24 protein-coding genes and 7 tRNA genes are annotated in these 22,001 nt (G+C 72.0%); 21 read left to right on the top strand and 10 right to left on the bottom strand.

Annotated features, from left to right (window positions below; genetic code table 11):
• Nucleotide 1 precedes the first annotated feature (1 nt).
• Nucleotides 2-820, top strand: coding sequence for a TrmH family RNA methyltransferase (locus ACZ8ZB_RS06490; protein ID WP_470736744.1), 819 nt, complete (start codon nucleotides 2-4; stop codon nucleotides 818-820).
• Nucleotides 821-866: 46 nt separating this feature from the next.
• Here the strand turns inward: ACZ8ZB_RS06490 and ACZ8ZB_RS06485 are convergent, their stop codons facing one another.
• Nucleotides 867-2,150: a serine/threonine-protein kinase gene (locus tag ACZ8ZB_RS06485; protein WP_470736743.1), complete on the bottom strand. Its 1,284-nt coding sequence runs from the start codon at nucleotides 2,148-2,150 to the stop codon at nucleotides 867-869.
• A gap of 195 nt (nucleotides 2,151-2,345) precedes the next feature.
• Between ACZ8ZB_RS06485 and ACZ8ZB_RS06480 the strand changes: the two genes are divergently transcribed.
• From ACZ8ZB_RS06480 to ACZ8ZB_RS06465, 4 genes are all read left to right on the top strand, one after another.
• Entirely contained in the window at nucleotides 2,346-2,621 is a 276-nt protein-coding gene (locus ACZ8ZB_RS06480; RefSeq protein ID WP_030221752.1) for a hypothetical protein, read from the top strand.
• 197 nt (nucleotides 2,622-2,818) lie between these two features.
• Nucleotides 2,819-2,998, top strand: coding sequence for a hypothetical protein (locus tag ACZ8ZB_RS06475; protein ID WP_030867596.1), 180 nt, complete (start codon nucleotides 2,819-2,821; stop codon nucleotides 2,996-2,998).
• A gap of 195 nt (nucleotides 2,999-3,193) precedes the next feature.
• Nucleotides 3,194-4,123 carry a phosphotransferase gene (locus ACZ8ZB_RS06470; RefSeq protein ID WP_470736742.1) on the top strand — a complete coding sequence of 310 codons (930 nt, stop codon included), beginning with the start codon at nucleotides 3,194-3,196 and terminating at the stop codon, nucleotides 4,121-4,123.
• Nucleotides 4,124-4,224: 101 nt separating this feature from the next.
• The gene (locus tag ACZ8ZB_RS06465; RefSeq protein WP_053636469.1) at nucleotides 4,225-4,497 is read left to right on the top strand and encodes a TFIIB-type zinc ribbon-containing protein; all 273 of its coding nucleotides are present in this window, start codon (nucleotides 4,225-4,227) and stop codon (nucleotides 4,495-4,497) included.
• A 49-nt stretch (nucleotides 4,498-4,546) separates the two neighbouring features.
• On the opposite strand, the gene ACZ8ZB_RS06460 is transcribed toward ACZ8ZB_RS06465, so the two are convergent.
• From ACZ8ZB_RS06460 to ACZ8ZB_RS06440, 5 genes are all read right to left on the bottom strand, one after another.
• Nucleotides 4,547-4,618, bottom strand: a tRNA-Val gene (locus ACZ8ZB_RS06460).
• Between the two features lie 43 nt (nucleotides 4,619-4,661).
• Nucleotides 4,662-4,733 (bottom strand) — tRNA-Val (locus ACZ8ZB_RS06455).
• A 19-nt stretch (nucleotides 4,734-4,752) separates the two neighbouring features.
• Nucleotides 4,753-4,824, bottom strand: a tRNA-Val gene (locus tag ACZ8ZB_RS06450).
• 1 nt (nucleotide 4,825) lies between these two features.
• Nucleotides 4,826-4,899, bottom strand: a tRNA-Cys gene (locus ACZ8ZB_RS06445).
• A 37-nt stretch (nucleotides 4,900-4,936) separates the two neighbouring features.
• Nucleotides 4,937-5,009, bottom strand: a tRNA-Gly gene (locus ACZ8ZB_RS06440).
• Nucleotides 5,010-5,163: 154 nt separating this feature from the next.
• Between ACZ8ZB_RS06440 and ACZ8ZB_RS06435 the strand changes: the two genes are divergently transcribed.
• The 3 genes from ACZ8ZB_RS06435 to ACZ8ZB_RS06425 are packed head-to-tail and all read left to right on the top strand — an operon-like array spanning nucleotide 5,164 to nucleotide 7,911.
• The gene (locus tag ACZ8ZB_RS06435) at nucleotides 5,164-6,216 is read left to right on the top strand and encodes a chorismate-binding protein (RefSeq protein ID WP_470736741.1); all 1,053 of its coding nucleotides are present in this window, start codon (nucleotides 5,164-5,166) and stop codon (nucleotides 6,214-6,216) included.
• The gene (locus ACZ8ZB_RS06430; protein ID WP_470736740.1) at nucleotides 6,213-7,034 is read left to right on the top strand and encodes an aminotransferase class IV; all 822 of its coding nucleotides are present in this window, start codon (nucleotides 6,213-6,215) and stop codon (nucleotides 7,032-7,034) included. The genes ACZ8ZB_RS06435 and ACZ8ZB_RS06430 overlap by 4 nt, the downstream gene beginning before the upstream one ends.
• Before the next feature lie 52 nt (nucleotides 7,035-7,086).
• Nucleotides 7,087-7,911, top strand: a complete 825-nt coding sequence (locus tag ACZ8ZB_RS06425; RefSeq protein WP_470736739.1) for a GNAT family N-acetyltransferase — start codon at nucleotides 7,087-7,089, stop codon at nucleotides 7,909-7,911.
• A gap of 28 nt (nucleotides 7,912-7,939) precedes the next feature.
• Here ACZ8ZB_RS06425 and ACZ8ZB_RS06420 read toward each other — a convergent pair whose 3' ends face one another.
• Nucleotides 7,940-8,464, bottom strand: coding sequence for a DsbA family protein (locus tag ACZ8ZB_RS06420; protein WP_470736738.1), 525 nt, complete (start codon nucleotides 8,462-8,464; stop codon nucleotides 7,940-7,942).
• Between the two features lie 283 nt (nucleotides 8,465-8,747).
• Here ACZ8ZB_RS06420 and ACZ8ZB_RS06415 point away from each other — a divergent pair, with 283 nt between their 5' ends.
• Both ACZ8ZB_RS06415 and ACZ8ZB_RS06410 read left to right on the top strand, forming a co-directional pair.
• Entirely contained in the window at nucleotides 8,748-9,185 is a 438-nt protein-coding gene (locus ACZ8ZB_RS06415) for a hypothetical protein (RefSeq protein WP_470736737.1), read from the top strand.
• A gap of 174 nt (nucleotides 9,186-9,359) precedes the next feature.
• Nucleotides 9,360-9,512, top strand: a complete 153-nt coding sequence (locus ACZ8ZB_RS06410) for a hypothetical protein (RefSeq protein WP_167353513.1) — start codon at nucleotides 9,360-9,362, stop codon at nucleotides 9,510-9,512.
• A 92-nt stretch (nucleotides 9,513-9,604) separates the two neighbouring features.
• Here ACZ8ZB_RS06410 and ACZ8ZB_RS06405 read toward each other — a convergent pair whose 3' ends face one another.
• Nucleotides 9,605-10,165, bottom strand: a complete 561-nt coding sequence (locus ACZ8ZB_RS06405) for a CGNR zinc finger domain-containing protein (protein ID WP_085575323.1) — start codon at nucleotides 10,163-10,165, stop codon at nucleotides 9,605-9,607.
• Nucleotides 10,166-10,461: 296 nt separating this feature from the next.
• Nucleotides 10,462-10,875, bottom strand: a complete 414-nt coding sequence (locus ACZ8ZB_RS06400) for an SsgA family sporulation/cell division regulator (RefSeq protein ID WP_004002642.1) — start codon at nucleotides 10,873-10,875, stop codon at nucleotides 10,462-10,464.
• Nucleotides 10,876-11,066: 191 nt separating this feature from the next.
• Between ACZ8ZB_RS06400 and ACZ8ZB_RS06395 the strand changes: the two genes are divergently transcribed.
• From ACZ8ZB_RS06395 to ACZ8ZB_RS06355, 9 genes are all read left to right on the top strand, one after another.
• Nucleotides 11,067-11,525, top strand: coding sequence for a TIGR02611 family protein (locus ACZ8ZB_RS06395; RefSeq protein ID WP_470736736.1), 459 nt, complete (start codon nucleotides 11,067-11,069; stop codon nucleotides 11,523-11,525).
• 79 nt (nucleotides 11,526-11,604) lie between these two features.
• Nucleotides 11,605-11,676 (top strand) — tRNA-Val (locus ACZ8ZB_RS06390).
• Nucleotides 11,677-12,073: 397 nt separating this feature from the next.
• A complete protein-coding gene (locus tag ACZ8ZB_RS06385) occupies nucleotides 12,074-13,363 on the top strand; it encodes an ABC transporter substrate-binding protein (protein WP_470736735.1) in 1,290 nt (429 codons plus the stop codon).
• 14 nt (nucleotides 13,364-13,377) lie between these two features.
• Entirely contained in the window at nucleotides 13,378-14,334 is a 957-nt protein-coding gene (locus tag ACZ8ZB_RS06380) for a carbohydrate ABC transporter permease (protein WP_470736734.1), read from the top strand.
• On the top strand, nucleotides 14,331-15,206 hold the full coding sequence (locus ACZ8ZB_RS06375) for a carbohydrate ABC transporter permease (RefSeq protein WP_470736733.1): 876 nt from the start codon (nucleotides 14,331-14,333) through the stop codon (nucleotides 15,204-15,206). The genes ACZ8ZB_RS06380 and ACZ8ZB_RS06375 overlap by 4 nt, the downstream gene beginning before the upstream one ends.
• Nucleotides 15,207-15,216: 10 nt before the next feature.
• Nucleotides 15,217-15,816, top strand: coding sequence for a hypothetical protein (locus tag ACZ8ZB_RS06370; protein ID WP_470736732.1), 600 nt, complete (start codon nucleotides 15,217-15,219; stop codon nucleotides 15,814-15,816).
• 100 nt (nucleotides 15,817-15,916) lie between these two features.
• Nucleotides 15,917-18,655 (top strand): exo-rhamnogalacturonan lyase family protein, encoded by a 2,739-nt coding sequence (locus ACZ8ZB_RS06365; protein WP_470736731.1) that lies wholly within the window; start codon nucleotides 15,917-15,919, stop codon nucleotides 18,653-18,655.
• Nucleotides 18,656-18,689: 34 nt separating this feature from the next.
• Nucleotides 18,690-19,139: an SRPBCC family protein gene (locus ACZ8ZB_RS06360; protein WP_470736730.1), complete on the top strand. Its 450-nt coding sequence runs from the start codon at nucleotides 18,690-18,692 to the stop codon at nucleotides 19,137-19,139.
• A 39-nt stretch (nucleotides 19,140-19,178) separates the two neighbouring features.
• Nucleotides 19,179-19,250, top strand: a tRNA-Val gene (locus ACZ8ZB_RS06355).
• 61 nt (nucleotides 19,251-19,311) lie between these two features.
• Here the strand turns inward: ACZ8ZB_RS06355 and ACZ8ZB_RS06350 are convergent.
• Entirely contained in the window at nucleotides 19,312-20,037 is a 726-nt protein-coding gene (locus ACZ8ZB_RS06350; RefSeq protein WP_470741429.1) for an exonuclease domain-containing protein, read from the bottom strand.
• Nucleotides 20,038-20,205: 168 nt separating this feature from the next.
• Here ACZ8ZB_RS06350 and ACZ8ZB_RS06345 point away from each other — a divergent pair, with 168 nt between their 5' ends.
• Both ACZ8ZB_RS06345 and ACZ8ZB_RS06340 read left to right on the top strand, forming a co-directional pair.
• On the top strand, nucleotides 20,206-20,772 hold the full coding sequence (locus ACZ8ZB_RS06345; RefSeq protein ID WP_470736729.1) for a DUF4365 domain-containing protein: 567 nt from the start codon (nucleotides 20,206-20,208) through the stop codon (nucleotides 20,770-20,772).
• The gene (locus ACZ8ZB_RS06340) at nucleotides 20,769-22,001 is read left to right on the top strand and encodes a hypothetical protein (protein ID WP_470736728.1); all 1,233 of its coding nucleotides are present in this window, start codon (nucleotides 20,769-20,771) and stop codon (nucleotides 21,999-22,001) included. The genes ACZ8ZB_RS06345 and ACZ8ZB_RS06340 overlap by 4 nt, the downstream gene beginning before the upstream one ends.

The raw sequence follows: 22,001 nt of genomic DNA, 5'->3' as shown, positions 1-22,001 counted from the left end.
CATGGCCGAACTCATCACCGTCGACGACCCCGCCGACCCGCGGCTGCACGACTACACCGGCCTGACCGACGTGGAACTGCGCCGCCGCCGCGAACCCGCCGAGGGCCTGTTCATCGCCGAGGGCGAGAAGGTCATCAGGCGCGCCGGGGAAGCGGGCTACGCGATGCGGTCGATGCTGCTGTCCGCCAAGTGGGTCGACGTCATGCGCGACGTCATCGACCGGGCCACCGCCCCGGTGTACGTCGTCGACCCCGCGCTCGCCGAACAGGTCACCGGGTACCACGTGCACCGCGGCGCGCTCGCCTCCATGCAGCGCGCACCGCTGCCCACGGCGGCCGACGTGCTCCGGACCGCCCACCGCGTCGTCGTCATGGAGTCGGTCAACGACCACACCAACATCGGCGCGATCTTCCGCTCCGCGGCGGCCCTCGGCATGGACGCCGTCCTGCTCTCCCCGGACTGCGCGGACCCCCTCTACCGCCGCAGCGTCAAGGTCTCCATGGGCGCGGTCTTCTCCGTGCCGTACGCCCGTGTCGACGCCTGGCCCGGGGGACTGGAGACGGTGCGCGAGGCCGGGTTCGAGCTGCTCGCCCTCACCCCCGGCGAGAAGGCCCGGGCCCTGGACGAGGTGGCGCCGCACCGTATGGACCGGGTGGCCCTGATGCTGGGCGCGGAAGGCGCCGGTCTGTCCGACCGGGCCCTGGCCGCCGCCGACGAACGGGTCCGCATCCCGATGTCGCACGGCGTCGACTCCCTCAACGTGGGGGCCGCGGCGGCGGTCGCCTTCTACGCGGTGGCCACGGGGCGTCCGCGGGAGTAGCGGCTCGGACGCGGCGGGCCGGGACGTTCCCGATGGTGCCGGGTCCTCATCCGGAGCCCTGGCACCCCTGCACCAGCGCGATGCCGAGCGCGACGAACAGCGTCACGACGACGAACACGAACAGCCGCTGCCTGAGCAGGCGAGGATTGGCCGGCCGCAGGCCGGTGCCCGTCGTCCGGGCCCCCGGACGACGGGCACCGGTGCCGGGCCGCGTGGTGTTCCGGGGCGTCGGCGTGGGGCGCGGCCCGGGCCGGGACGGCGTGCCTGCGCGCGGGGAACTGTCGCGCGAGGAGCCGCCGCCCCGCGAAGGGGGCACGCTCCGGTTGTTCCGCCCGGGAGACGAACCGCTGTTCCTGGGCGCGGGACCGCGTCCACGAGGCGGCGGGGTCCCCTGGCCGCCCTGCCGGCGCTGCGCCTGCTCCGGATAGGTGTCCGCGAGGCGTCCGGTGGGCCGCTCCGCCTCGGCGCTGCGCGGGGCCGGCGGGCGCACGTCGGCGAGGCCCTGGGCCTCCCGCGCGGCGATCTCCTTGAGCCGCAGCGACAGTTGGAGCGTGCTGGGCCGCTCCTTCGGGTCCTTCGCCAGACACGCGCGGACGAGCGGGGCCAGGGCGTCCGGGACACCGTGCAGCTGTGCCTCCTCGTGCACCACGCGGTACAGCATCACCTCGGAACTGCCGTGCCCGAAGGGCGAGTCGCCCATCGACGCGTACGCGAGCGTGGCGCCCAGCGAGAACACGTCCGTGGCCGGGGTGACGGCCGCGCCGCGCACCTGCTCCGGAGCGAGGAAGCCGGGCGAGCCGACCGCCGTGCCGACGTGCGTGAGCGTCGACGCGCCGGTCGCCCACGCGATGCCGAAGTCGATGATCCGCGGCCCCTTCGGGGACAGCAGGATGTTGGACGGCTTGAGGTCCCGGTGCACCACACCGGCCTCGTGCACGGCGACCAGCCCTTCGGAGAGGGCCGCGCCGACGGCGGCGACGTCGGCCGCGCCGAGCGGTCCCTCGTCGGCGACCTTGTCGTGCAGCGAGGGGCCCGGCACGTACTGCGTGGCGAACCAGGGACGGTCGGCGTCGAGGTCCGCGGCCACCAGCCGGGCCGTGCAGCCGCCGCGGATGCGGCGGGCCGCCGAGACCTCACGCGCGAACCGCGAGCGGAACTCCTGGTCCTCGGCCAGATCGGGCCGGATGACCTTCAGCGCGACCCGCTGCCCCTTCTTGTCGGAGCCCAGGTAGACCACGCCCATCCCGCCCGCGCCGAGTCGTCGGTGGAGCCTGAAAGAGCCGACGACGCGCGGGTCCTCGCGCCTCAGGCGCATCATCGCCATGTTCATCCCCGCTGCCCGGTCCTGTGACGTGCCACAGCTTACGTTTCCACGGCCGTCCGTGCGCAGAGGCCGCGCCCTCTCGAAACGGTGGATTGTCAGTGGGAGGTGGGAGACTCGAAGGGTGGTCAGGGAACGCGCGGGCACACCTGGTTCGCGCGGACGGTGATCCCAACCACCCGATGGTGAAGGGGGATTGATCACATGAAGGGCGACCGCGTGGAGATCGTCGTGGACGCGGGGGACACGACGCGTACGTACGAGGTGGTGGCGAGCAGGGCGGGGCGCCGGGTCGAGACGGCGGTGCGACGAGGGGTGGTGGAAGTGAGCGAAGTCACCCGAACCGGGGCCGTGGTGCGGACGGCCCGGTTCATGGCGAATCGGGTGCTCGCGCTGGTGGAGCAGCCGGTGCCGCGGGAGGACGGCTCGGAGAAAGCGGGGCAGAGCGGGCGGCCCTTCGGGGATGTCCCTGAGGCGTAGGAACCCGTCTCCACCCAGGGGAGTACACCGGGGGGAGGGGCTCATCCTCCGGGAGGCCCGGCAATCGGTACGAGGGCATGACGCCGGGGAAGTCCCGGGCGCCTAGATTTGAGGTCAAGCGGCGGGTGCAGTACTCGTCCCCCGAGGTCAGACGCCCGCCGCTGTCGACGACAACGGAAACGGCCGGGAGAGGGACCATGGCGTACACGGCACCGCGGACACTGATCCGCACGCGGGAGCGCGGCGAGGGGCGTCGCCATCCGCTGGTGGCGACGCTGATGGCCCTGCCCCTGGCGGTCCTGCTCCTCCTCGTCTTCGACGGGTGGGAGACGGTGGCCACACAGGCGTCGTCCGTGGGCGAGATGCTGGGGCGCTGAACGGCGACCCCAGGCCCGGAAGAGCGGTCCGGGCGGGGACATCCACCCATGAAACCCCGTGGGGACGGGGGTGTGACGGACGGCAAAATGCCGGCGCAGCTGGGGAGCTGCGCCGGCATTGCTCTGCCCGCGCGGCCCCGGGAGCGGGCGTGGCTCCCCCGGTCCGCGCGACCCGCCCCCGGCTACCCTCGCCCCGTGACCACGGACCTGCTCCCCGCCCTGACCGCCCACGTCAGGGCGACGGCCCACGCGAGCCCCCGCACCTGCCGCTGCACCACCGCCACCCTCGCCGCCCGCGAGGACGCCACCGTCGTACGGCACGCCGGCACCGTCGTCAAGGCCCACGCCCCCGGCGCCGACCCCGCCGAGCTGTCCCTCCGCCTCACCGTGGCCGCCCGGCTCCCCGACGTCCTCCTCCCCCCGCTCGCCCCGGCCGCCGCCGAACTGCACGGACGCCTCGTCACCCACTGGCCGTACGGAACCCCCGTGGACCCCGACGACCCGGACGCCGCTCCCTGGGAGGCCGCGGCCACCCTTCTCGCCCGCCTGCACCGGGCCCCCGTCCCCACCGCCGTACCCCCCATGCGCGGCCCCGCCAAGGCCGCCCGCGCCGTCGCCCTCCTCCGCACCGGCGCCCTCCACCATCCCGCCACCGCCCCCGTACTGCGGGCCTGGGACGCCCTCCCGCCCCGGGCCCGCGGCGAGGCCTCCGTGCCGGGCGCCGCCACCGTCCTCTGCCACGGTGACTTCCACCTCGGCCAGCTCGTACGTCACCCCGCGCGCACCGGCCCCTGGCTGCTCATCGACGTCGACGACCTCGGCACGGGCGTGCCGGCGTGGGACCTGGCCCGTCCGGCGGCCTGGTACGCCTGCGGACTGCTCGCCCCCGACGCGTGGCACCGCTTCCTGACCGCCTACCGCGCGGCCGGCGGCCCGGCCGTACCGTCCGACGGCGACCCCTGGACCGCGCTGGACGTCCCGGCCCGCGCCCTCACGGTCCAGACCGCCGCCCGCGCCGTCACCAAGGCCGTCGCGGCCGGCCGGTCCCTGGACGAGGTGGAGCAGTCGCTGGTCGACGCCTGCGCGCGCATGGGCTCCGCCCGCTCCGCCGCCCCGTCCGGCTGAGCGGAAGTTTCGCGAAGTAGGGTGCAACCGATCCGCGGCCGGACAGAGTCTGTCCTGGCGATACGCGAAGCAGGAACGACCGGCCAGGAGTTGAACCGATCATGCAGTGTCCGAAGTGCCGTGCCCCGATGCACACCTACAACCGCAACGGCGTCCAGATCGAGCAGTGCAGCGGGTGCCGGGGCATCTTCCTCGACTACGGCGAGCTGGAGTCGCTGACCCGGCTGGAGGCCCAGTGGTCCCAGCCCGCACCGCCGGCCCCGCCCGCCCCGCAGGCGTACCCGGCCGCGCCGGCCCCCGCCTGGGGCGCCCCGCACGGTCACCACGGCCACCACGGTCACAAGAGCTTCGGGCGCATGCTCTTCTCCAGCTGACGGACGCACGACGAAGCCCCCGGCCGGGCGGCCGGGGGCTTCGGGGCTGTGGACGATACTGGGATTGAACCAGTGACCTCTTCCGTGTCAGGGAAGCGCTCTCCCGCTGAGCTAATCGTCCTCGGGACCACGATCACTCCATGGAGTGAATCACGGACACTGCGTGCGCGATACTGGGATTGAACCAGTGACCTCTTCCGTGTCAGGGAAGCGCTCTCCCGCTGAGCTAATCGCGCGGGGGATCCGGAGATCCAGTGGACGATACTGGGATTGAACCAGTGACCTCTTCCGTGTCAGGGAAGCGCTCTCCCGCTGAGCTAATCGTCCTTGGAGGTGGAGACGGGATTTGAACCCGTGTAGACGGCTTTGCAGGCCGTTGCCTCGCCTCTCGGCCACTCCACCAGGAGTGCAGGGGGCCGGGAAGCCCCCTCTTCCTTCGAGCGGACGACGAGGCTCGAACTCGCGACCTCAACCTTGGCAAGGTTGCGCTCTACCAACTGAGCTACGTCCGCCTGTCGTTTCGGTCGGCTTGCGCTTCCCGGCGACGAACTGAACTCTAGCGGATTCCGGGGCCAGTACAAAAACCCGTTTGTGCAGCGTGCTGCGCTGCGTCCGCTCACGGACGCGCCCGGACCGCCGGAACCGCGCCCGCCATAGACTCGTCGCGTGCTGGACCTGCCCCCTCTCGCCCGTTTCGGCGACCGCGTCGCCACCGGACTCCTCGACGTCACCGACGACCCCGCCGCCCTTGACTCCACGGGGTTCTGGGCCGTCGCCGCCGACTTCGAGGGCCGCCTGACCTGCGCCCGCTTCCGGGAGATCCGGGAGCAGCCGGTTCCCGCCCCGGTACCGGGGGCCTGGCGGGGACCGGCGGCCGGCGACTGGGCGTCCTCGCTCGACCGCGGTGCGTACACGACGGCCGTACGCCGCATCCGCGACCACATAGCCGCCGGCGAGGTGTACCAGGCGAACCTCTGCCGCGTCCTGTCCGCGCCCGTGCCCTCCGACGCCGATGTGGACGCCCTTGCCGCGCTGCTCGCCCGGGGCAACCCGGCGCCGTATGCCGGAACGATTCGTCTGCCCGGCCACGGGGTGGAGATCGCCACCGCCTCGCCCGAACTGTTCCTGCGGCGGGAGGGCCGGGTCGTCGAGTCCGGACCGATCAAGGGCACCGGGCGCACCGAGGCCGACCTGCTGGAGAAGGACTACGCCGAGAACGTGATGATCGTCGACCTGGTCCGCAACGACATCGGACAGGTCTGCGGCACCGGCACGGTGACCGTGCCCGACCTGTGCGCCGTCGAGAAGCACCCGGGTCTGGTCCACCTCGTGTCGACCGTGCGGGGCGAGCTGCGTGGCGGCGCCGGATGGCCCGAGCTCCTCGACGCCGCCTTCCCGCCCGGCTCCGTCACCGGCGCGCCCAAGTCCAGCGCGCTGCGGATCATCGGCGCGCTGGAGACGGCGCCCCGCGGCCCGTACTGCGGCGGCGTCGGCTGGGTCGACGCCGACCGCGGCACCGGTGTGCTCGCGGTGGGCATCCGCACCTTCTGGATCGACCGGAGCACGGGCGGCGACGCCGTCCTGCGGTTCGGCACCGGCGCCGGGATCACCTGGGGTTCCGACCCCGAGGGGGAGTGGCGGGAGACCGAGCTGAAGGCCTCCCGGCTGCTCGCGGTAGCGTCGGGAACGTACGAGATGAGCGAAGGGACCCAGAGGTGAAGATCTGGCTCGACGGCGGGCTGCAGGACATCGAGTCCGCCCGCGTCTCCGTCTTCGACCACGGACTGACCGTGGGCGACGGCATCTTCGAGACGGTGAAGGCCGTGGACGGACGTCCGTTCGCGCTCACCCGGCACCTCGACCGGCTGACCCGGTCGGCCCGCGGGCTCGGGCTGCCCGACCCCGACCTCGACGAGGTCCGCCGCGCCTGCGCTGCCGTCCTCGAGGCCAACCCGATGCCGCTCGGTCGGCTGCGCCTCACCTACACCGGCGGTCACGGTCCGCTCGGCTCCGACCGCGGCGACCACGGTCCGACCCTCGTGGTCGCCCTCGGCGAGACCACCCGCCGTCCCGACTCCACCGCCGTGGTCACCGTCCCCTGGACGCGCAACGAACGCGGCGCGCTCGCCGGCCTGAAGACCACTTCGTACGCCGAGAACGTCGTCGCGCTCGCCCGCGCCCGTGAGCGGGGCGCCTCCGAGGCGCTGTTCGGCAACACCGTCGGACAGCTCTGCGAGGGCACCGGGTCGAACGTCTTCGTCGTCCTCGACGGCGAGCTCCACACCCCGCCGCTCGCCTCCGGCTGCCTCGCCGGGATCACCCGGGCCCTCGCCGTCGAGTGGACCGGCGCCAAGGAGACCGACCTGCCGCTGGACGTCCTGGAGCGGGCCGAGGAGATCTTCCTCACCTCCACCCTGCGCGACGTCCAGGCCGTGCACCGCGTCGACGACCGCGAACTGCCCGGCGCCCCCGGCCCGGTGGCCGCCAAGGCCATGCGGATCTTCGACGAGCGCTCCGGGGCCGACCTCGACCCGTGACGGGCCCGGAATTCGGCCGCCCCGGGGCGCGACAGAGGGTAGAACACCTTCGATGACCACCACCCTGCGGCCGACCGAGCCGCTTCAGCAGAACCCCGACGGCACGCGTTCGCGCCGCTACCAGGTGTGCGTGAACAGCCGTCCCGTCGGGGCGGTCCATCTCGGCACGCATCCCGTCTTCGGCGACACCGTGGCCCGGATCGCGAGCCTGCGCATCGAGGAGCCGGACCGCCGGCGCGGCCGGGGGACGGTGGCCGCGCTCGCCGCGGAGGAGGTGGCGCGCGGCTGGGGGTGCCGCCGTATCGAGGCGACGGTCCCCGCCGACGCCCGGGCCGCCCTCGGGCTCGCCACGGCGCTCGGCTACGTCGTGCGCAACCGGACCATGGAGAAGGCCCTCCCGGACACCCCGCCGGCGCTCCCGGAAGGCAGCGTGGCCCGGCCCATGACGGAGGACGAGTTCGGGCCCTGGTCGGCCAAGGACCAGGAGGACTACGCGGGGGACTGGATCCGGCGCGGGGTGCCGGAGGCCGAGGCCCGGGCCAAGGCGGCGAACGACCACGCCGCGCTGTTGCCCGAGGGCCGGGCCACCGAGGGCATGCTCCTCAGCGTCCTCGAGCACGAGGGCACGCCCGTGGGCACCCTGTGGCTGTCGGTGCGCGGGGAGCGGGCCTACGTCTTCGGCGTCGAGGCCGGCGCCGCCCACCGCGGCCGGGGGCACGGACGGGCGCTCATGCTGCTCGCCGAGGCCCAGGCGGTCGCCGCGGGCAACCGGGCCATCGGACTCAACGTGTTCGCCGGGAACACCCCGGCCGAGCGGCTCTACGACTCGCTCGGCTACGGCACGACGCGGTACTCGCTGTACAAGCCGCTCCTGTGAGGGCGGGCGGGACCCGCGGGCCCCGGGGTCAGCCCGCCCGCTCGGCCAGCAGCCGGTCCGCGATCTCCTCGACTCGCTCGCGCAGCCCCTCCTGGCTCTTGCCGCCGTCGAGGCGCTCACCGCCGATGACGTACGTCGGGGTGCCCGTCACCCCGATCGCCTTGCCCTCGGCCTGGTCCGCGTCCACGATCAGGATGTGCCGTCCGTCGATCAGCGCGGTGTCGAACTCCTCGGCGTCCAGACCGAGTTCGCGGGCGATCTCGACGAGGAAGGCCTCTCCCCGGCGGTCCAGCTCCTCGACCCGTCCCAGCACGGCCTCGACGTACGGCCATCCCCGCCCCTGCTCCAGCGCCTCCTCGGCGGCCTGGGCGGCGGCGAAGGAGTGCTTGTGCTTCTCCAGCGGGAAGTGCCGCAGCCGCAGCTCCAGGCGGTCGCCGTAGCGGGCCCGCAGGGCGCGGAGGTCGTCGAGGGCGCTCCGGCAGTCCGGACACTGCAGCTCGCACCAGACGTCGAGGACGGGGGCGGCGGGACGGGCGGGGGAGGAGTCACTCATGGTCACAGTCTCCCAGCCGGGCCGCGTGCCACCCAATCGGACGCAGGACGTCCCGGGGCGGACCCGGGATCGAGGCCGGACCCCACCGCCGGACCTCACCGCCGGGCCGCCCTCCGGTCCGCCCGGCGGTGAGGTCCGAAGGAGGGCGCCCACCGGCACCTGCGGAGGAGTCACGACCCGGAGATGTCCCTGACGTCCGGCCGGAACATGGCCCGGCGGGGCCCCTCGGGTGCAGGATGGAAGGGACGAAGCGTCACAGCGCCCCACCTGCCTGGAGGACCGGATGATTGCCGAGACCGTCTGTTCCGCCGTCTCCGCGGCAGGCCTGGGCATCGCGGCGGTCACGGCCTACCGCAAACGCTTCCTCACCGCCGCCCGTATCGCCGCCTATGCGCTCGTGCCGCTCGGACTGGTGATGACCGGCGTCGTCGACTGGCTGGCCGACACCGCCTTCAGCCCGACGGCCTGGGCCGGCTTCGGACTGCTCGGTCTGTCCTGGGTGCTGTTCGCGACCACCCGCACCGTGGAGCGGCGGCGCGGCGGCGCCCGCAAGGAGCGCAAGGCCAAGCGCGCCGGGGCACGAGCGGAGGCGGTGGAGCCCGGGGCCTCCGTGCCCTCCCTGGGCCAGGGATCCCGCCCGGCGGCCCGCCCCGCTCCCGCCTCCCGGGGCGAGGACGACTTCAGCGACATCGAGGCCATCCTCAAGAAGCACGGCATATGACGGCCGCGCACCACGACTGAAAGCGCGCGCGACCGGCGGAAACGTCACAGGGCGTCGAGGAGTGACCGGAAGCGATCAGAACCCGAGCCGTAGATCACGGAATCGGCGAACTCGCACTCACTCCGTGAGTGTTGATCGCGTCGGGCGCTCCCGATGCGTCATCATCGCCGCGAGATGCTGGACACGAAACAGAGCGATGCCGCGCCGCAGCAGGACGAGCCGCGTGGATGTCTCTTCGCCCTTTCCCAGCCGCCGCTGATGATCTTCCTGGCGGTGATCGGGTGTCTGCTGCTCACGGCTGCCCTGCACGACCTGCTGTGGCTGTGAGCCGTACCCGCGGTACCCGGCGTCACCCGTCGGGACCGCGTCGGCACGGCATCGATCAGCCGTCCCGCCGGTCGTGGGACGGACCCGGGCGGTCAGCCGGCCGCCTCCTTGCGCCGTGCCCGATAGGCGGCCACATGCAGACGGTTGCCACAGGTGCGGCTGTCGCAGTAACGGCGCGAACGGTTGCGGGAGAGATCGACGAAGGCGTGCCGGCAGTCCGGGGCCTCACAGCGCCGCAGTCGCTCCTGCTCCCCGGCGACCACGAAGAACGCCAGCGCCATCCCGCAGTCGGCGGCCAGGTGGTCGGCCACGGAGGCGCCGGGCGCGAAGTAGTGCACGTGCCAGTCGTAGCCGTCGTGGTCGGTGAGCCGGGGCGTGGTGCCCGCGGCCGCGATCAGCTCGTTGATCAGCGTGGCGGCCGCGCGGGCGTCCGGAGCGGCGAAGACCGCCGCGAACCGGCCGCGGATCTTGCGCACCGCGGCCAGGTCGAACTCCGTGAGCACCCCGACCTCGCTGACCTCGTGCCGCCGCACGAACTCCTCGAGGGCCGCGACGTCCGGCAGCCCCTCCGGCGTCGTGTCGTCCTCCGGCGCGGAGTTCACCAGATCCACCACGGTGTCGAGTGCGCACCGGGTGTCGTGGGTGATCAGCACAGTTCGCTCCCTGGCCTGGGGGTCGGGCGGGCGCCCGCCGATGCTGGCCGATGGTAGTGGCTCCGGCGCACCCCGCACCTCCCCGCTCCGCACATGGCTTCGAATGCAACGCGCGGACACCGGCCGTCGTTCCCGATCACCCGTTCGGCCGACACCGGTTCGGTGTGCGCGCAGCACGACGGCGCCGCCCGCGGTCCCCCGCGGTGTCGGCGCCGTCGTGTGTGGGCCGTGTACGGCTGTCCGGGCCCGAGCCGTCTCCCCGAGTCGACGGCGCCGGGCGGCTTCGTGGGCCTCGCCTAGCTTTCCGCCAGGATGTGCGAGAGCTCCTGGTCGAGATCGAAGTGCCGGTGTTCCGTGCCGGGCGGCACGGCGGCGTCGGTGCGCTTCAGGAAGGACTCCAGAGCCCTTGCGGGGGCCTCGAGCAGAGCCTCCCCCTCCGGTGAGCTCAGGGCGATGCAGACGACGCCCTGACCGTGACTGCGCGACGGCCAGACACGGACGTCGCCGGTGCCCGTGGGGCGGTGAAGTCCCTCGGCGAGGAGGTCGCGGGCGAACACCCACTCGACGGTCTCCTCGGCTCCGGTGTGGAAGGTGGCGTGCACGGCGTAGGGGTCGGCCGTGTCGTACCGCAGGCCTGCGGGGACAGGCAGGGAGGACTCGCTCGACACAACGAGGCGCAGGTGCAGCTCGCAGCTGACCGTGGTGTTCATAAGCGCCAGGGCCTTTCGCTCAGTGTGCGCTCGGGGATTCGCACGTCGGCCAAATCGACATGCCACCTACGGTGCCGTTGTAAACCCCTCTGAGGGTTTTGCGTCATTTTACGTAACTCTTCCGGCCGAGAGATCGTTCGAGACCTGCGCCCATTCCGGTGATGTGTTTCGCTCGGGTAGTGTTTGGCCGCATGAATACGGGGAGTGACAAGTCTGGCCAGGTCGCGGTGGTGGGCCACGGGGTGACGGTGGACGAGAACGAGAACCGTGAGGAGCGAGGGCTCGGATCGCGCGCGCCGGAGTTCGTCAGGGCGCGTCGTGTGCTGCACCTCAGCTGGCAGGTCGGCGTCTTCATCGTCGGCCTCGCGGTCGTGGCGGCCGGTGCCGCGATGCTGGTGCTGCCCGGACCGGGCTGGGTCGTGATCTTCGGCGGCATGGCGATCTGGGCGACCGAGTTCGTCTGGGCCCAGCTGGTGCTGCGCTGGACCAAGCGCAAGGTCACCGAGGCGGCACAGCGAGCCCTGGACCCCAAGGTGCGGCGCCGGAACATCATCCTGACCTCGGTCGGCCTGGTGATCGTGGTCGCGCTGGCCGGGGTCTACCTGTGGAAGTTCGGTCTCGTGATGCCCTGGAAGATCAAGGAGCAGTGATGCGCGGCGGGGAGTGGGCGCACCGCTCCCCGCCGGTCACGGGCACCCCCTGACATGGGGTAATGTTCTTCCTGCGTCCGGGCGATTAGCTCAGTGGGAGAGCGCTTCGTTCACACCGAAGAGGTCACTGGTTCGAACCCAGTATCGCCCACCGGATCATCAGGCGGCCCGGCTCACCAGTGGTGAGCCGGGCCGCCTCGTCGTGTGCGGTCGGCGCGGCGCGCTCGCGCCGGGGCGCCGGACGAGGGCGCCTCCCGTGTGTCCGAGGCGTTCCGCTCCCGGTCGCCTTCATCCAACCGTGACCTTCCGGCGCGCCCGCCCCGGTCGGCCCCGCCGTGTTCGGCCGGTCGACCGTACGGCGACCACCTGGGCGTTTGCGGCCGGGCGTGGACCTGTGGGCGAGGCGGTCGTCGCCGGCGCCTGGGCGCGGCGCCCATGAATTCCTGTCCGAATCATTGACGCGCCCGTAGGCCCTCCGTAACTTGTGCCAGCAAGCGCTTACTTGAAACGATTCATGAGGCGGACGCGAACGTCGCGGGGAGGCTCATATGCAGCAGGGTGGGAATGTGGAGAGGCGGACGATCCTCAAAGCGGCGGGGGCCTCGCTGGCCGTCGCGGGGCTCGGCGCGACCGCCACCGCCTGCGGTGGCGGCAGCGGTTCGGGAGACGGGACGGTGACGCTCCGTTACGCCTGGTGGGGCGGCGAGCCGCGCACCATCGCCATCAAGAAGACGATCGCGCTCTTCGAGAAGAAGTTCCCGAATATCAGGATCAAGCCTGAATTCACCGACTACGAGGCGTTCTGGGAGAAGTTCCAGACCCAGGCCTCCGGCGGGAATCCGCCGGACGTTTTCCAGAACGCGGTCGGCTTCCTGCGCAAGTACGACAAGCGTGGTGTTCTGCTGGACCTCAAGTCGCAGGCGGACGCCGGGAATCTGAGCCTGGACAACTTCCGCAACGGCGTCCTGGCGAACGGTCAGGTCGACGGCAAGCAGATCGCCGTCCCCGTCGGCGCCAACACCATGTCGCTCGTCATCGACCTCAAGGCCTTCGAGAAGGCCGGGGTGGAGGCGAAGTTCGGCTGGACCTGGGACGAGTACTTCGACGCGCTGCAGACGATCCAGGACAAGCTGAAGATCGCCGGTGACACCGGCTACTTCAGCATCATGTACCTCTACGACCTCTACCTCCGCCAGAACGGCAAGGCCTTCTTCACGGACACCGATCTCGGCTTCACCCAGGACGACCTGACGCAGTGGTGGGAGGACGGCTACAAGCGCGTGCGGTCCGGGCTCGTCGCCGACCCGAAGAAGGTCGAGCAGGTCAAGCCCAAGTCGGCGCTCTCCGCGGGCCTCGCGGCCTCCGAGTTCACCTGGGACAACTTCTCCATCCGCTACGAGGGCGAGGGCGAGTCGGACTACGGGCTCGCGCCGATCCCCACCACGGACGGCAAGGCCACCGGCCAGTACCTCGGTTCGCTGATGCTGAGCGGTTTCTCGGGGACCAAGCACCCCAAGGAGGTCGCCCAGTTCATCGACTTCATGGTCCACGACCCCGAGGTCGGCAAGATCATGGGCTACGACCGCGGCATCCTCGCCACCACCGAGCAGTACGAGGCGTTCAAGCCCACCGACGACAACAACAAGGGCGTCGCGGCCTACGAGGAGGAGGTCGCCGCGGCCGGCCTCCTCGGCAAGATCACCCCGCACCCGTCGGGCGCCGACGTCATCGAGGCGGCGTTCCTGCGCATCGGCGGCGAGGTCGCCCAGGGCAAGGCCAAGCCGGCCGACGCCGCCAAGGCACTGTTCAGCGAGGCCAAGGCCGCGTTCGCCGGCTGAGGGGACGTACCACCATGACGCTCGTCAAGGAAGCGCCCGCGCGCCCGGCCGGGAAGCGGCCCGCCGCTCCCGCCGCCGGGCGGCGCGGGCGGCGCCGCGAGACTCTCGCCGGCTACCTCTTCATGTCGCCGTGGATCGCGGGGTTCCTGCTGCTCACGGCAGGGCCGATGATCGCGTCGCTGTACTACGCGTTCACCAGCTACAACCTGTTCACGCCGCCCCAGTGGGTGGGGCTGGACAACTTCACGACGATGTTCCAGGACCCGCGCTGGCAGAAGTCGGTCGAGGTCACCCTCAAGTACGTCGTCGTGGCGACCCCCCTGAAGCTGCTGCTCGCGCTCGGCGTCGCGCTGCTGCTCGCGCAGAAGCGGCGTGGACAGGGCCTGTACCGGGCCGCGTTCTACATGCCCTCGCTCATCGGCGCCAGCGTCTCCGTCGGCTTCGTGTGGCGGGCGCTGTTCTCGGACGACGCGGTCGTGGACCGTACGCAGAAGGTCTTCGGTCTCGACGTGGGCGGCTGGATCGGCAACCCGGACTACGTCATCTACGCCCTGGTGGCCCTGAGCATCTGGCAGTTCGGCGCCCCCATGGTCATCTTCCTGGCCGGCCTCAAGCAGGTCCCCCAGGAGCTGTACGAGGCCGCCGAGATGGACGGCGCCGGACCGCTGCGCAGGTTCTGGAACGTCACGCTGCCGATGATCTCCCCGGTGCTGTTCTTCAACGTGCTGCTGGAGTCCATCCACGCGTTCCAGGTGTTCGGCTCCGCCTACGTCGTCTCCGACACCCGGTGCGGGCCCGCCGACGCCACGCTCGTCTACACCTGTTACCTCTACCAGAAGGGCTTCAAGGAGGCCCAGATGGGCTTCGCCTCCGCGATGGCCTGGACGCTGGTGATCGCGGTGGCGCTCGTGACGGCGGTCCTGTTCTGGTCGCAGAAGAAGTGGGTGCACTACGAGGAGGCCGCCAAGTGACCAGTGCCACCAGCCCTGCCCTGCCCACCGCCGGCGAGCGGCGGCGCGTCGGATCGATCGCCTGGCACGTGGGCGCGCTCCTCGTCCTCGCGGTCGTCCTCTATCCCGTGATCTGGGTGGTCGGCGCCTCGTTCAAGCCGAGCAAGGACATCATCGCCAGTATCGACCTGCTGCCCACCGAGCCGGTCTGGGCGAACTTCTCCGGGCTCGCCGACGGCATCTCCGGCATCTCCATCGGCAGCTTCTTCTGGAACTCGCTGGTGTACGCGGTCCTGGCCGTGGTCGGCGTCGTACTGTCCAGCTCGCTGACCGCGTACGCCTTCGCCAAGATCCGGTTCGCCGGGCGGAACCTGCTCTTCACACTGATGATCGGCACGCTGCTGCTGCCGTACCACGTGCTGCTCATCCCGCAGTACGTGCTCTTCCGCAACCTCGAGCTCACCGACACCCTGGTGCCGCTCGTCGCGGGCAAGTTCCTGGCCACGGAAGCCTTCTTCGTGTTCCTGATGGTGCAGTTCATGCGCGGACTGCCCAGGGAACTGGACGAGGCCGCCAAGCTCGACGGCTGCGGGCACCTGCGCACCTACTGGTCGATCGTGCTGCCGCTGAGCCGGCCGGCGATCATCACCAGCGCGATCTTCACCTTCATCAACGCCTGGAACGACTTCATGGGGCCGCTGATCTACCTCAACACCCCCGAGAAGTACACCGTCTCGCTGGGCCTGATGATGTTCCGCGACCAGGAGGGCGTCTCCAACTACGGCAGCATGATCGCGATGTCGCTGGTGGCGCTGGTGCCGGTCATCGCCTTCTTCATGGCCTTCCAGCGCTACCTCATCGACGGCATGGCGACCTCCGGACTGAAGGGCTGAGGCGGTCATCATGGCGCAAGCACGCGCGAAGGCGCGCACCTCGCGCAGGGAGTCCGTGTTCGGCGAGCGCTTCGCGGTCTTCGCCGAGTGCCTGCTCACCGGCGTGTGGATCGCCGTGGCCTGCCTCGGGGTCGTCACCTACCCCGCGGCCTTCGCCGCCGGCGCCCGGCACCTGCGGCGTCGTACCACCCACCAGGGCGGCGGCCTGCGGGAGTTCTTCCTGGACTTCCGCACCGCCGTGCGCGGCGGGTGGGCCGTCGGGCTCGCCGGGTGGGCCGTGGCCGCCGCGGTGTGGGTGGACGTCCTGGCCGCGCGGGCCGGACTCCCCGGTGGGCCGCTCGTCGGGGCCGTCGGGGTCTTCGCGCTGATCGGGGCCGCCGTGGCCCTGCTGCGGGCGGCCGCACTCTGGGCGCCCGGCACGATCTGGCGGGCACTGCTCGCGGACGCCGGCCGGCGTACCGTGCTCGATCCCGCCGGGTCCTTCCTGGTCGTCTGCGGGCTGGCCGTCGTGGCCCTGTCCGCGTGGTTCGCCCCGCCGCTGGCGGTCCCCGTCCTGGGGGCCGTCGCGGCGGCGGCCGTCGCCGTGGAGGAGCGGTACCGGCACCGCTGACGGGCGGTGCCCCTCCTGGGAGGCCGCCGCTTCGGCGCCGCGCCTCTGTCTGTCATGCCCTTGACACCACCTTGCACTCCCGCAATGGAAAGGAAAGGCCATGTCCCCCATCCCCCGCAGATCCCTGCTCAAGGCGGCCGCCGTCGCCGGAGCCGCCGCCCAGTTCAGCTGGGCCCTGGGAACGCGGAACGCCGCCGCCGCGCCCGGTGCGGAAGCCGCCGACGCCGACCCGGTCACCCTCGACTGGCTGGAGGACGGCGGCCTCGGCGCGGCCCCCGGCTCCACCGTCGGCGTGCCCTGGCCCAAGGGCGCCCACCAGGAGGACCAGACCTTCGCGCTGACCGACGCCGACGGGAAGTCCGTCCCCGTCCAGTCCTGGCCGATCGCCTACTGGCCCGACGGCTCCCTCAAGTGGACCGCCCACGCCGTGGGTTCCGGATCCGGCAAGCTCACCCTGACTCCCGGGGCGCCCGCCGCGTCCCCCGAGAAGAAGGTCACCGTCGACGAACGCGGCGGCACCGTCGACATCTCGACCGGCGTCATCACCGCCCGGATCGGCACGTCCGGCGCCACCCTCGTCAAATCGGTCCGCCGCGGCTCCACCGAGATCGCCCGCGACGGCCGCCTCGTCCTCCTGCGCCAGCCCGAGTACGAGGACGGCGACCAGACCACCGTCAGGACCGAACGCTTCGACGGCACCGTCTTCGATGTCACCGTCGAGCAGGAGGGCCCCGTCCGCGCGGTCGTCCGCGTCGACGGCAAGCACCGCAAGGGCCGCCGCGAGCTGCTGCCCTTCTCCATCCGCCTCTACTTCTACGCCGGCGCCGACTCCTTCCGCATGGTGCACACCATCACCTACGACGGGAAGCAGGAGCCCGGCAAGGCGAGCGGCGACTTCATCCGCGGCCTCGGCGTCCGCTTCACCGTCCCCCTGCGCGACGAGTCCTACGACCGGCACATCCGCCTCGGCGGCGAGGGCACCGGTCTGCTCCGCGAGGCCGTCAAGGGCATCACCGGACTGCGCCGCGACCCGGGAGCCGCCGTCCAGGCCGCCCAGTTCGCCGGCGAGAAGCTCCCCGACCCCGCAACCTGGGACCAGCGGGTCACCACCCGCCTGCAGTACATCCCCGAATGGGGCGACTACACCCTCTCCCAGCTCTCCGCCGACGGCTTCACCCTGCGCAAGCGCACCAAGAAGGGCTACGGCTGGATCGGCGCCGGCGGCGGCCGGCGCGCCTCCGGCTTCGGCTACGTCGGCGGCGTCAGCGGCGGCCTCTCCTTCGGCCTGCGCGACTTCTGGGAGAAGCACCCCGCCCAGCTCGACATCCGCGACGCCCACACCGACGAGGCCGAGGTCACCCTCTGGCTCTGGTCACCCGAGGCCCAGCCCATGGACCTGCGCTTCTACCACGACGGCATGGGCCAGGACACCTTCCCCGAACAGCTCGAGGGCCTCAACATCACCTACGAGGACTACGAGCCCGGATTCGGCACCCCGTACGGCATCGCCCGCACCTCCGAGCTCCTCTTCTGGGCCAACGAGTCCACCCCGAGCGCCGAGAAGCTCGCCGAACAGGTCGAGGCCGTCCGCGTCCTCCCGCAGCTCGCCGCCCCGCCCGAGCAGCTGATCGGCGCCGGGGTGTTCGGCAAGGGCCTGTTCGCCGAACCGGACCGTTCCACCCCGGCCAAGGCGAAGATCGAGGACCACCTCGACTTCCTCTTCACCTACTACAAGGACCAGGTGGAGCAGCGCCGCTGGTACGGCTTCTGGGACTACGGCGACATCATGCACACCTACGACACCGTGCGGCACCAGTGGCGGTACGACGTCGGCGGCTACGCCTGGGACAACTCCGAGCTCTCGCCCGACCTGTGGCTCTGGTACGCGTACCTGCGCTCCGGCCGCGCCGACATCTTCCGCTTCGCCGAGGCGATGACCCGCCACACCGGAGAGGTCGACGTCTACCACATCGGCAAGTGGGCCGGCCTCGGCACCCGGCACGGCGTCCAGCACTTCGCCGACAGCGCCAAGCAGCAGCGCATCGCCAACACCACCTACCGCCGCTACTACTACTTCCTCACCGCCGACGAACGCGTCGGCGACCTGATGCACGCATGCGTCGACTCCGACGAGACCTTCCTCGTCCTCGACCCCATCCGCAAGATCCGCACCGAGCCGTACACGCCGGACCGCAACGCCCTGTCGATCGGCTTCGGCACCGACTGGAGCGGACTGGTCTCCGCCTGGCTCACCGAGTGGGAACGCAAGGGCCCCAAGTGGGAGAAGGCCAAGGCCCGCGTGCTCTCCACCATGGAGACCATCGCCGCCCAGCCCAACGGCTTCGTCCAGGGCAGCGGCCTGTACGACCTCGACACCGGGAAGTTCGCCGTCGCCGGCACCCCGAAGGTCGAGGTCTCCCACCTGTCGGCGGTCTTCGGCCTCAACGAACTGTGCGCCGAACTCATCGACCTGGTCGACATGCCGGAGTTCGAGGAGGCGTACTACGACTACTGCCGCTACTTCAACGCGAGCAAGACGGAACAGGCCGCGCGCTACGGCTCCCACTTCGGCAGCCTGATCCTCTTCCAGGGCCACTCCCGCCTCGACGCCTACGCCGCCGTGCGGACCGGCGACGGGAAGCTGGCGAAGCGGGCGTGGGAGAAGTTCTACGACTCCGACGGCTACAAGGAGTCCGCGCCCTGGAGGACCGAGGAGGTGAGCGGCCCGACGGCCCTGGTCGCCGGCCGTGAGGCCGCCTGGGTGTCCACCAACGACACCGCGCTCTACGGCCTCGCCGCCATCGAGAACCTGGCGCTGCTGGGGGACCGGATGCCGTAGGCACATCACGGGCGCGGCCGGGAACACGACCTCCATGGACTGGAACCATCACCGCTTCCGCAGTCTGTGGGCCCTGTCCGCGCCCGCCCCGGTGGTCTACCGCGTCCTGGAGCGGATCGATGACTACCCCCTGTGGTGGCCCCAGGTACGGGACGTCACCCGCCTCGACGACACCAGCGGGATCGTCACCATCCGCTCCCTCCTGCCGTACGAGCTGACCTCGGCCGTGCGGGAGGGGCGGCGCGACCCGGAGACCGGGGTCCTGGAGGTCGGCCTGTCCGGCGACATCGACGGCTGGGCCCGCTGGACCGTCACCCGCCTGGGGCCCCACGGCTGCCTCGCCCACTACGAGCAGGAGGTCGACGTCCGCAAGCCGCTGCTGCGCCTGCTCGCCGTGCCGGGACGGCCCGTCCTCCGCGCCAACCACGCCCTGATGATGCGGGCCGGCCGGCGCGGCCTGGCCGCCCACCTGGAAGCGGTTTGAAGGAACCCCTCCCGGACCTGTATTGTTCGGTGCGTTCCCGGGCGATTAGCTCAGTGGGAGAGCGCTTCGTTCACACCGAAGAGGTCACTGGTTCGAACCCAGTATCGCCCACCGGGAAAGCCGGTCCGTCCCGACGGACCGGCTTCTTGCACGCCCCGACGAAGGGCGGCTCTCACGCCGCCGCCGGCAGGTCCGGACGCAGCGGCCAGGCCGGGTCCACCACCTCGTCCGTGCCCGTGCGCGCGAACCACGCCTGCAGCCCCCGCGCCTGCGCCGCGTGCCACACCGCCTGCAGGGTGTGCAGCTCGCCGGGGGACAGCCGCTCCAGCCGGGACGCGAAACGCCGCCCGACCGCCCGGGTGACCTCCAGCGCGGCCGTCGCGTCCGCCGCCGCGTCGTGTGCCGCCTCCAGCCCGACGCCGTAGTGCGCGCACAGGTCGGTCAGCGTGCGCCGGCCCTTGCGGTAGCGGTCCAGGTGCTTGTCCAGCACCCGGGGGTCCAGCACCAGCAACGGCGTCCGCTCGAACCAGCGGCCCAGCGACGACGCCCGGTGCCGGCGCAACTCCCGGTCCAGCAGGGTGAGATCGAACGGGGCGTTCATCACCACCAGCGGGCGGCCCGCCCTGGCCTGCTCCGCCAGCGCCCCCGCGATCTCGTACATCACCGGCGCCGGCCAGCGGCCGTTGCGCTGCAGGTGATCGTCCGTCAGTCCGTGCACCTCCGTCGCCCCGGCCGGCACCGGCACCCCCGGATTCACCAGCCAACGGGTCACCCGCGGCCGGACGCCCGGCGCGTCCTGCACGACGAGGGCGGCCGACACGATCCGGTCGGCCTCGACGTCCACACCCGTCGTCTCCGTGTCGAAAGCGGCCAACGGCCCCTCGTACCAGCACGCCATACCCAACAACCCCTCGTCCACCATCGGCAGTCGGCGCACCGTCCGCTGCCCGAACCGGTGATACCCGGCCTGTTTGCGCCGTACGCCGGAAGGAGACAACAGGAATACGGGTCTTTGCAGTTCAGCGATCCGCAGCGGGAAAAGACTTGTTCTGGAAGGCTGTTGGCCATGGCCGTCGCGCAGCCCGAACGGGGCGGGCTGCTGCCCGGGCGCACGCCACCCACTCGCGGCACCCTCGCCACCACCGCCTGCATGGAGACCCTGCAGGTCGGCTATCTGCACGCCGTCGCGGCCGCCGCGGGCTGCTCACTCTCCCAGCCGTTCCCGGACAACGGCATCGACTGGCACGTCAGCCACAGCGCCCCCGGCCACACCGTCGACGACGAGGTCACCATCAAGGTGCAGCTCAAGGCGACCTACCAGCTCCCCCCGGACCCGCCGGGCCGCTCCTTCTCCTTCACGCTCGACAACGCGCACCTGGAGAAGCTCGCCCGCACCCCGGTCTCGGTGCACAAGATCCTGGTCGTGATGATCGTGCCACGCACCCGGGACGACTGGCTGCGCGCCGGACACGACCGGCTCGACCTGCGGCACTGCTGCTACTGGACCAACCTCGCCGGACACCCGGTCACCGGCCGGCGCCGCACCACCGTACGGATCCCCACCTCACGCATCTTCGACGACCGGGCGCTGTGCGAGATCATGACGCGGGTCGGGACGGGAGGAAAACCGTGACGCACCGCCCGACCGGGGAGCCCCTGAGGCCCGTACGCCCGCATCCCGTCGGCGCCCACGACGGCCGGCCGCCCGAGCCCGCCGACGTCGACCCCGCCGTGCTCACCGCCCTCCTCCACCGGCACGGCTGGCGGCGGCGCGGCGGCGCGGCCGGACGCTACGACCGCTGGACCCCGCCCGGACCGGGCACCGGCACCAGCCTGCTGGTACCGGCCTCCCGCGCCTTCCCCGACAGCGAGGACCTGCTCACCGAGGCCCTGCTCGCCCTCTCCCGCAGCGCCACGCCCTCCGCCCGCGAGATCCTGCTCGCCCTCGCCGTGCCCAGCGACGAGATCCACTGGTGGCGCGACACGCCGGCCGGACCCGGCGGCGCCGCCGCCTGGACCGAGGAGGAGCGGCTGCGCTCCGCCGCCCGCCGGACCCTTCTCGCCGCAGCGCTCGCCACCCGCGCGCGAGCCGGCTTCCACGGCGCCCGGCACCGCCGCCAGGCCGCCGCGGCCCTGGACGCCGTCCTCGTCGGACCCGCGCCCGGCGGACTCCGGCTGACCGCGTTCGCCCCCGTCACCACCGGCCGCTCCCTGGCCGTACGCCTCCACCACGCCCTGCACGCCACCCGCGAGGCCATCGACTACCGCCGCGCCACCGGCGGCATGGACGCCTTCGACACGGCCGTCACGGCGGGCGTCAGCCACGAGCTCACCGAGGCCCTCGTCGCCCTGGTCCGGGGCGCCGAGGGCGCCCGGATCGCCGTGGCCTGGGCCCCGGCGGCCGGTGTGCCCGAGGGCTGCGCCGCCTCCGCGGAACCCGTCGAGTTCTCGCCCGGCGACCTGCCCGTCCTGCTCGAGGCCGGTCTGCGCTACCGGCGCGCGGAGCCGTCCGTCACGGTGCTGGTCACCGGCGCCGTGGTGCGGATGCACAGGCCGGGGCAGCGTGGCGAGGGCGTGGTCCGGCTGCGCGTGCTCGCCGGGGCCGAGGTCGGCCACGTCCGGATCGCGCTCGGCGAGGAGGACTACCGCATCGCCGGACACGCGCACCTCGTCGGACTGCCGGTGCGGGTGCGCGGACGGCTGGAGAGCAGGGGAGGCTTCCGCCGGCTCACCGACGTCGGAGAGCTGGCCCCGGTGCAGGTCGACGAGGCCGAACGGGACCGGCTGATGAAGGCGCTCCAGGCGAACGCCGAGACCGCGGCCTTCTTCGGGGAGGCCTGCGGGCCGGACGGCGGGGACTGA

Source organism: Streptomyces sp. 12E (assembly GCF_055633275.1).
This window is presented reverse-complemented; position numbering and strand designations above follow the sequence as displayed.

Coding starts and splice junctions, on each gene's coding strand:
- ACZ8ZB_RS06490 (WP_470736744.1), top strand. CDS start 2: ATGGCCGAACTCATCACCGTCGACGACCCCGCCGACCCGCGGCTGCAC.
- ACZ8ZB_RS06485 (WP_470736743.1), bottom strand. CDS start 2,150: ATGAACATGGCGATGATGCGCCTGAGGCGCGAGGACCCGCGCGTCGTC.
- ACZ8ZB_RS06480 (WP_030221752.1), top strand. CDS start 2,346: ATGAAGGGCGACCGCGTGGAGATCGTCGTGGACGCGGGGGACACGACG.
- ACZ8ZB_RS06475 (WP_030867596.1), top strand. CDS start 2,819: ATGGCGTACACGGCACCGCGGACACTGATCCGCACGCGGGAGCGCGGC.
- ACZ8ZB_RS06465 (WP_053636469.1), top strand. CDS start 4,225: ATGCAGTGTCCGAAGTGCCGTGCCCCGATGCACACCTACAACCGCAAC.
- ACZ8ZB_RS06425 (WP_470736739.1), top strand. CDS start 7,087: ATGACCACCACCCTGCGGCCGACCGAGCCGCTTCAGCAGAACCCCGAC.
- ACZ8ZB_RS06420 (WP_470736738.1), bottom strand. CDS start 8,464: ATGAGTGACTCCTCCCCCGCCCGTCCCGCCGCCCCCGTCCTCGACGTC.
- ACZ8ZB_RS06415 (WP_470736737.1), top strand. CDS start 8,748: ATGATTGCCGAGACCGTCTGTTCCGCCGTCTCCGCGGCAGGCCTGGGC.
- ACZ8ZB_RS06410 (WP_167353513.1), top strand. CDS start 9,360: ATGCTGGACACGAAACAGAGCGATGCCGCGCCGCAGCAGGACGAGCCG.
- ACZ8ZB_RS06400 (WP_004002642.1), bottom strand. CDS start 10,875: ATGAACACCACGGTCAGCTGCGAGCTGCACCTGCGCCTCGTTGTGTCG.
- ACZ8ZB_RS06395 (WP_470736736.1), top strand. CDS start 11,067: ATGAATACGGGGAGTGACAAGTCTGGCCAGGTCGCGGTGGTGGGCCAC.
- ACZ8ZB_RS06385 (WP_470736735.1), top strand. CDS start 12,074: ATGCAGCAGGGTGGGAATGTGGAGAGGCGGACGATCCTCAAAGCGGCG.
- ACZ8ZB_RS06380 (WP_470736734.1), top strand. CDS start 13,378: ATGACGCTCGTCAAGGAAGCGCCCGCGCGCCCGGCCGGGAAGCGGCCC.
- ACZ8ZB_RS06370 (WP_470736732.1), top strand. CDS start 15,217: ATGGCGCAAGCACGCGCGAAGGCGCGCACCTCGCGCAGGGAGTCCGTG.
- ACZ8ZB_RS06365 (WP_470736731.1), top strand. CDS start 15,917: ATGTCCCCCATCCCCCGCAGATCCCTGCTCAAGGCGGCCGCCGTCGCC.
- ACZ8ZB_RS06360 (WP_470736730.1), top strand. CDS start 18,690: ATGGACTGGAACCATCACCGCTTCCGCAGTCTGTGGGCCCTGTCCGCG.
- ACZ8ZB_RS06350 (WP_470741429.1), bottom strand. CDS start 20,037: ATGGCGTGCTGGTACGAGGGGCCGTTGGCCGCTTTCGACACGGAGACG.
- ACZ8ZB_RS06345 (WP_470736729.1), top strand. CDS start 20,206: ATGGCCGTCGCGCAGCCCGAACGGGGCGGGCTGCTGCCCGGGCGCACG.